The organism is Actinomadura kijaniata NBRC 14229, assembly GCF_001552175.1.
Classification (GTDB): domain Bacteria; phylum Actinomycetota; class Actinomycetes; order Streptosporangiales; family Streptosporangiaceae; genus Spirillospora; species Spirillospora kijaniata.
In genome coordinates this window covers 46,336-53,526 of the sequence record NZ_BCQR01000076.1, presented here as the reverse complement: position 1 = coordinate 53,526, position 7,191 = coordinate 46,336, and the positions used below count along the sequence as shown (strand labels likewise).

Genomic DNA, 7,191 nt, shown 5'->3' with positions numbered 1-7,191 from the left:
AACCTCCTCTTGGGGCTTCGTCCCTCTCCCCCGGTGCCCCTTGTGGCTTTGTTGTTCGGGTTTCGGTGTGGGGCGCCGTGTGGAACAAGACCTGGACACCCCGGAAGGCCTTAGGTTTAGGGCATGTCCGTGTCCCGTCTCGCTGTCACCGTCGACCTCGTCGTGCTCACCGTGCGGGAACAGCGGCTCTGCGCGTTGATGTGGCGGCGTGACCGGGATCCCTACGACGGCGCGTGGTCGTTGCCCGGCGGGTTCATCCAGTTGGACGAGGACCTGCCCGTCGCCGCCGCCCGTCTGATGGCCGAACGCGCGGGGCTCGCCGACGTCCGCATTCATCTGGAGCAGCTCGCGACCTACGGCTATCCCGACCGTGACCCGCGCCAGCGCGTGGTGTCGGTCGCCTATCTGGGGCTGGCCCCCGACCTGCCCGCCTCGTCGCGTGCGCAGGTGCTGTGGGCCGACGTGGACACCCTGATCCACCGCGACAGGGCCGCGTTCGACCACCGCCGCATCCTGTGCGACGGGGTGGAGCGGGCCCGCGCGAAGCTGGAGTACACGTCGCTGGCGGCGGCGTTCTGCCCGCCGGAGTTCACGGTCGCGGAGCTGCGCCGCGTCTACGAGATCGTCTGGGGCACCCCGCTCGACCCGCGGAACTTCCACCGCAAGGTCACCGGCACCGACCGCTTCCTCATCCCCACCGGCGGGACGACCACCCGCGACGGCGGCCGTCCGGCTCGCCTCTACCGGCGGGGCGACGCCGAGCAGCTCCATCCCCCCATGCTGCGCCCCCGCGGACCGGCGTGACCGGATCGTGTCCTGGTGGGGGGACCGGGCATGACCTGCGCATTGCTAACTTTTCCCCTTATGAGTGATTTGTCCGAGGAGTTGGGGCTGCTCGTCCGTGACATCGGGGATGCCGGTGTCGCGGAGATGGCCTGTTCGCCGGGGCTGGCGGCGGCCGTGGACCAGCATGTCGCGGCTCTTCGGGACCTGTTGCCCGACACCGGGCCCGAGTCGCTGATGGGCTATCTGGAGGGCTTCGCCGACGAGGCCTTCCAGCGTGGCTGGTGGCCCGACAGCGCCCGGGACTGGGAGTTCATCCGCATTGTGGCGGTCTGCTGGCTGATGCGGCAGACGGCCGCTGAGTAAGCTGGACCACCATCCCCGCCCCGTCCCATCTCGTTGGAGGACAACGGTGTCCGAGGCCATCACCCCGCGCTTCCGCTCCGTCCTCGACCGGTTCGCGGCCTACAAGCCGGGCAAGGTCGTGGTGTCGCCCGAGGGGCGCTCGTTCAAGCTGTCGTCGAACGAGTCCCCGCACGGGCCGCTGCCGTCGGTGCAGGAGGCCATCGAGCAGGCCGCGCGCAACGTCAACCGGTACCCCGACAACAGCGCGACCGCGTTGATCGACGCCATCGCCGCCAAGCACGGGGTGCCCGCCGACCACGTCGCGGTGGGCTGCGGGTCGGTCGGCGTGGCGCAGATGCTCATCGAGGCGGTCGCCGAGCCGGGCGTGGAGATCGTCTACGCGTGGCGGTCGTTCGAGGCGTACCCGCTGCTGGTCGCGCTGTCGGGCGCCACGGCCGTGCAGGTGCCGCTGGTCGAGGAGACCCACGACCTGGACGCCATGGCCGAGGCGATCAACGAGAACACCCGCCTGGTCTTCGTCTGCAACCCCAACAACCCCACCGGCACCGTCGTGCGCCGCGCCCAGCTGGAGGCGTTCCTCGACCGCGTGCCGCGCGACGTGCTGGTCGTGCTGGACGAGGCCTACCGCGAGTACATCCGCGACGAGGACGTGCCCGACGGCCTGGACCTGCGCCGCGACCGCCCGAACGTGGCGGTGCTGCGCACGTTCTCCAAGGCGTACGGACTGGCGGGCCTGCGCGTCGGCTACCTGATCGCGCACCCGGCCGTGGCCGAGTCGATCCGCAAGACCTACCTGCCGTTCAGCGTGAACTCGGTCGCGCAGGCCGCCGGCGTCGCCTCCCTGAAGGCCGTCGACGAGCTGATGGAACGCGTCGAGGGCACCGTCAAGGAACGCGAGCGCGTCCGCAACGCCCTGCTCGCCGACGGCTGGACCGTCCCGCCGACCGAGGCGAACTTCGTGTGGCTGCGGCTGGGCGAGCAGACCATGGAGTTCTCGGCGGCGTGCGACGCGCGGGGCGTGAGCGTCCGGCCGTTCCCCGGCGAGGGCGCGCGGGTGTCCATCGGGTCGCCGGAGGACAACGACGCGTTCCTGGAGGTCGCGCGGGCCTACCCGCACCGCAACTGAGCCCGGCTCAGGGGGTGGCGCTCCCGCTCGTCCCCGGCAGCGGCAACGACGGCAGCACCGGGTTCGGCGGTGTCGTGGTCGGCGGTATCGTCGTCGGAGGCGTCGTGGTCGGAGGCGTCGTGGTCGGAGGCGTCGTGGTCGGGGGCGTCGTGGTCGGAGGCGTGGTCGGCTTCGGCGGCTTCGGGGGCTTGGGCTTGGGCGGCCTGGGCTTCGGAGGTACGGGCCTGGGCCGCTGACGCTGCGTCTTCGCGGGCGGGCGCTCCGGCGAACCGGCCATCGGCGCGCGTTGCCTCGGCGGCTCCGAACGTACCGGCGAGCCCGTCCGCTGGGGCTTCTCCGCGCTCTTGCGAGGAGGTTTCGGCTTCGCCGACGGCTGCGGCTCGGGAGCCGGGGACGCCTGGAGGAACGCGGGCATGTCGATGCCGGGCGGGGTGTATCCGACCATCGCCGACACCGCCACCCCGGCGCCCAGCACCACGACGGAGGAGACGGCGGCCAGCGCGACCCGCGCGCGGTCGCCGCGGCGCGGGCGGGCCGACAGGGTGCGGGAGAGCGGGGAGTGCGGCCGAGAGGGCGGCGGGAGATCGTCCATGCCGGGATCCCGTGAGGTCCGGCCCGTGATGGTTCACGCGCTCGTGGATTCGAGCGTACGCCGCCCCACCCGGATGCGTTCCGATCGGCCGAGGCCGCTCCCGGCCACGCAAGCGCGGGAACAACCTCGGCCGAACGAGCGTCCTAGGTGGTCGCCTTGGGCCCCAGCTTCTCCACGATCAGCCGGTACAGCTGCCGCGGACGGCCGGGCTGCGGCGTCCGGTTCGGCGGCAGCGGCCAGGCGAGACCCTCCTCGACCAGCGTGCGCAGCAGCCGCCGGGCGGTGCGCGGGGTGACGCCGAGCATCTTGCCGGCGTTCTCCGCGTCCACGATCAGCGGTTGCTCCTGGTCGCCGAGCTTGTCGGCCAGCCGGGCCAGGATCTCCAGCCCCTTCGGCTTGGCCTGCGGCTGGGTGCGCGGCGGCGTGCGCGGCGCGGGCACCAGGGCCCGGCCGTCGCGGTCCAGCGCGAACCCCTGCGCCCGCTGCGAGCTCTGCGACCGCGCCAGCGCCGCGCGCGCGTGCGACTCGGCCTCGTGCGCGGTGCGGCCCATGCCGATGCCGACCTCGATCGCCAGCCCCAGCTCCTCACGCACCCGCTCCACGAACGGCGGCGTCCGGAATCCCTCGGTCGTCGCCGTCACCGATCCGCGCGTGGCGATGACCAGGTAGCTGTGGTCGTCCAGCGGCCACACCGACGCGTTCATCCGGTGCGCCTCCTGGAGCAGCACCCGGTGCAGCGCCAGCTTCAGCTCGTCACGCCAGTACCGGGGCGTGACCCGGCGCGGCGTCTCGCGCAGCGTCGGCACGTCCACCAGCACGACGACGAGCTGCGACTCCTCCAGCCGGTGGTGCGCGCCGAGCAGTGCCGCCGTCTGCAGCGAACCGCGGATGGCGGCCCCGGTCGGGCGGACCCGGATGGTGGGCACCCCGGCCATCTCAAGGCGTTCCGCGGTGGCGTGGACGCAGGTCATCGCGACCGTGGTCGCGCCGCGTCGCCACAGCCGCTCATGGAACGCCGCCAGTGTTCCCGGCCCGGCGGCCTCCTCTCGTAGGTGTACCTGGTCGGTGCCCAGGCTGATCTCCGCGTAGGCCTCCTCGACCTCGGCCCGGCCGAGCACGTCGATGCTCACCCGGGCGGGGTCGAACCGGTCGTCCAGGGCGGCCCGCAACAGCGCGCCCTGCAGGGCGGCGCCGTTCAACGGCACGAAGGTCGCGGGCATGGTGAGCACCCCGGCCTTCCGTGCGAAGTCGTAGGGGACCGGACTGGCGAACAGACACACGTCCACCCCGGTCCCGAGCCGCACGACCTTGTCGGCCGCCTCCTGTTCGTCCCGGTAGGCCGCCGCGACCAGCCTGCTCGGCACCGGTGTCGGGCCGTGGCCCATCAACATGACCCGCTCCACCAGGTCATGCGGTCCCACGACACCGATCGTGAGGTCGGGTGTCACCGACCCCGTCCTGGCGGCCGTCATCGGCCGCTCGCTTCCCACCCGCAAGGGTGGCGAGGGTCCTGCCCCGGCCATGCGTTCGCGCACGCTCCGCCCAACGGTTGACTCATGGCTTGTCGCCCCTGCCTTCTGACCCAGCACCGCAGTTCCCGTGCGATTCGTTCCTCAGTGGGCAGATCGGGTCAGGGCGACCCTGTGTGACGCCCAGACGCGAAATCGAATCAAGAGTGCGGCGAAAAAGTAACCTACGCGACCCCCTGGTCAGTAATTTGTCACCATTCGGCCAGCCTTGATCCTGCATCTTGGGACGTCCGAAGTAGAAAAACAAGACCCGAAAACACCGCAGGGGCCGCCCCAAGGCGCTGATGCGCACTGAGGAGACCCCTGCGGCGTCCGTTTGGTTCACAGGATGGCCGAAATCCGACCGACCCGTCGCCGGGTCGCCCGAAAGTCGAGTGATCCGGCCGTCGGGGGGCGATGCCCCCGGCATGTTGGTGAATTTCTTTTACCGGGGTGGTTACTCCCCGTGCCGAACGTAGTTGATCAGGAGATCTCGCGGACGATGTCGGCGCCCAGCTGAGAAAGTCGCTCGGCCGTGTGGGAGTGCCCGCGGTCCAGGTAGTAGGCGGAGGTGATCGTGGTCTCGCCCGCGGCGGCCAGACCCGCCAGCACCAGCGCCGAGCCGCAGCGCAGGTCGTGCGCCTCCACCTCGGCGCCGCGCAGCGTCGCCGGGCCGTTGACCTTGGCGCGGTTGCCGTTGACCTCGATGTCGGCGCCCATCCGGGCCAGCTCCCCGGCCAGCTTGAACCGGCCGTCGAAGATCCGCTCGTAGATGTAGGACGGGCCGTCGGCCAGGCAGGACAGCGCCATGATCGGCGACTGGAGGTCGGTGGCGAAGCCCGGGTACTCGTCGGTGATCACGTTGATCGGGCGCAGCGGGCGCTCCCGGCGGACCTGCAGGACCGCACCCTGCTGGTGGAACTCCACGCCCATCTGCTCCAGCTTGTCGCCCGCGACGCCCAGGTGCTCCAGGTTCGCGCCGACCAGGCTCAGCTCGCCGCCGGTGATCGCGGCGGCCATCACGAACACGCCGGCGTCGATCCGGTCCGGCATGACGGTGTGCTCGACGGCCGTCAGCTCGTCCACGCCCTCGACGGTGATGAAGCCGGTGCCGCCGCCGCTGATCCGCGCGCCCATCGCCTGGAGGATGGCGATGTTGTCGAGCACCTCGGGCTCCAGCGCCGCGTTCTTGATCAGCGTCTGGCCCTTGGCGAGCGCCGCCGCCATGATCAGGTTCTCGGTGCCGGTGTGCGACGGGGTGTCGCAGTACAGGGTGGCGCCGCGCAGGTCGCCGGCCTTGATGTGGATGATGCCGTCGCCGTTGTCGCTCACCTGCTCGGTGACCGTGGCGCCCATCCGCTTGAAGCCGTTGTAGTGGAAGTCCAGGTTGCGGCTGCCCAGGTTGCAGCCGCCGACGCCCTCGATCACGGCCTCGCCGAGCCGGTGCAGCAGCGCCGGGACGAACAGGAACGAGCCGCGGAACTGCGCGGCGGTCTCGGCCGGCAGCACCGGGCTGGACAGCGTCGAGGCGTCGATCACGAGCGTGCGCTCGGCCTCGTGCAGCTCGGCCTTCGCGCCGACCGCGCGGGCCAGCTCCACCGCCCGTCGCACGTCCTCGATGATCGGCACGTTGCGCAGGACCGTGCGGCCCTTGCTCGCCATCAACGAAGCGCCGATCATCGGCAGGACGGCGTTCTTGGCGCCCTGGATGAAGACGGTGCCCTGCAGTCGGTGCCCGCCGCGCACGCGATAACGAACGTCCTGGCCCATGCTCATGCCGTCTGACTCCTTAAAGCTGCGGATACGTTGTCGGTCGTTCGTGGGGGACCGCCTGCCCGTCCGCGCACGGCGACGGCGGGTCACGGGGGCCGAGCGCGCCTTCGGCGTCCCCTCAACATCAACGCGACCCCAGTAAACCACCGAGCCGGGGGTGGGGCGTCCGGTGCGCGCACGCCTTGCCGCGTTCTGATCATTTAGATGTCCGCCGGGGGCCCCGGAGTTCGCGCCGTCCCCGAATTCGTCGGATTCCGTGTCGTCCGGAAAGTTCCGATCAAGTGCACTGTGCTCTTGATAAGCCTTATGTGGTCGTTCGGGGGAGTCTAAGGTGACCCGTCGTGGAAGACGCCCCCGGCTGGGACGCCATCGACGCCGCCTGCCGACGAATCCATGGTGACACCGCACCCCTGCATTACGGAACGGTCCCCAAGCGGTCTCTTGGCGGACCCGACCCCCTCGACGGGATCAGCGCCTACCGGTCCGGTTCCTCCAGGTCGTCGGCCTGACCCCGGACGAGGACGAGGCAGCCCGCACCTGGAACGTCGCGGGCCTGCTGGACCTGCTCGCGCCGCGCCAGCCGCTGCTGGCCACCGACGTCGCGCGGGCTCGCTGATGGACGAGGCCACGACGGCGGCGGCGCGCGCCGGGAAGGAGCGCGACGGTTCCGGCGTCGGCGCGCTCCACGTCACCACCGCGCACTGGGACCGCGACGCCGCCGGGACGACGGTGAGGCCGGGGGCGTCGCAGGCCCCGATGATCGCCGACTCGCTGCGGGGGCGGCTGCCGTACGGCCGCGCCCTGGTCGTGCGGGCCGGCGCCACGGTGGTGGTCTTCCGTCCCGCCGCGGAGCTGACCGTCGAACGGTCCGACGACTCGGCGCTGCTGGTGGGCGTGCCCGTCGCAGCGCTGGACGCGCTGCTGGCGGCGCTGGTCCGGCGGGCGGGCGTCGCGAGGTCGTGCCGGGGCCGCGGGTGGAGGTCGTCGGCTAGGGCCTGTTTCAAAGTGGGCCTCAGCCGCGCACGCGAGCGCGTGACCTGACC

Annotated in this window: 7 protein-coding genes and 1 pseudogene; 5 read left to right on the top strand and 3 right to left on the bottom strand. The window is 71.5% G+C overall.

All coding sequences use genetic code 11. From position 1 onward, the window contains the following. Positions 1-123: 123 nt before the first annotated feature. The 3 genes from AKI01S_RS23805 to hisC are packed head-to-tail and all read left to right on the top strand — an operon-like array spanning position 124 to position 2,275. Positions 124-804 carry an NUDIX hydrolase gene (locus AKI01S_RS23805; protein WP_067822123.1) on the top strand — a complete coding sequence of 227 codons (681 nt, stop codon included), beginning with the start codon at positions 124-126 and terminating at the stop codon, positions 802-804. A 60-nt stretch (positions 805-864) separates the two neighbouring features. Next, positions 865-1,149: a DUF6401 family natural product biosynthesis protein gene (locus tag AKI01S_RS23800; protein WP_157420078.1), complete on the top strand. Its 285-nt coding sequence runs from the start codon at positions 865-867 to the stop codon at positions 1,147-1,149. Positions 1,150-1,195: 46 nt separating this feature from the next. Further along, entirely contained in the window at positions 1,196-2,275 is a 1,080-nt protein-coding gene (gene hisC / locus AKI01S_RS23795; protein ID WP_067822119.1) for a histidinol-phosphate transaminase, read from the top strand. Between the two features lie 7 nt (positions 2,276-2,282). On the opposite strand, the gene AKI01S_RS52520 is transcribed toward hisC, so the two are convergent. The 3 genes from AKI01S_RS52520 to murA form a co-directional block, all read right to left on the bottom strand. Continuing rightward, positions 2,283-2,867 (bottom strand): hypothetical protein, encoded by a 585-nt coding sequence (locus tag AKI01S_RS52520; protein ID WP_174567413.1) that lies wholly within the window; start codon positions 2,865-2,867, stop codon positions 2,283-2,285. Positions 2,868-3,010: 143 nt separating this feature from the next. Then, on the bottom strand, positions 3,011-4,339 hold the full coding sequence (locus tag AKI01S_RS23785; RefSeq protein WP_067822115.1) for a transcriptional regulator: 1,329 nt from the start codon (positions 4,337-4,339) through the stop codon (positions 3,011-3,013). 519 nt (positions 4,340-4,858) lie between these two features. Next, positions 4,859-6,145, bottom strand: a complete 1,287-nt coding sequence (murA, locus tag AKI01S_RS23780) for a UDP-N-acetylglucosamine 1-carboxyvinyltransferase (RefSeq protein WP_067822136.1) — start codon at positions 6,143-6,145, stop codon at positions 4,859-4,861. 484 nt (positions 6,146-6,629) lie between these two features. Between murA and AKI01S_RS54700 the strand changes: the two are divergent. Next, a pseudogene (locus AKI01S_RS54700) lies at positions 6,630-6,764 on the top strand (suppressor of fused domain protein); the annotation flags it as partial. Then, on the top strand, positions 6,764-7,189 hold the full coding sequence (locus AKI01S_RS23775; protein ID WP_067822113.1) for a hypothetical protein: 426 nt from the start codon (positions 6,764-6,766) through the stop codon (positions 7,187-7,189). The pseudogene AKI01S_RS54700 and the gene AKI01S_RS23775, both read left to right, overlap by 1 nt. Positions 7,190-7,191: the final 2 nt, after the last annotated feature.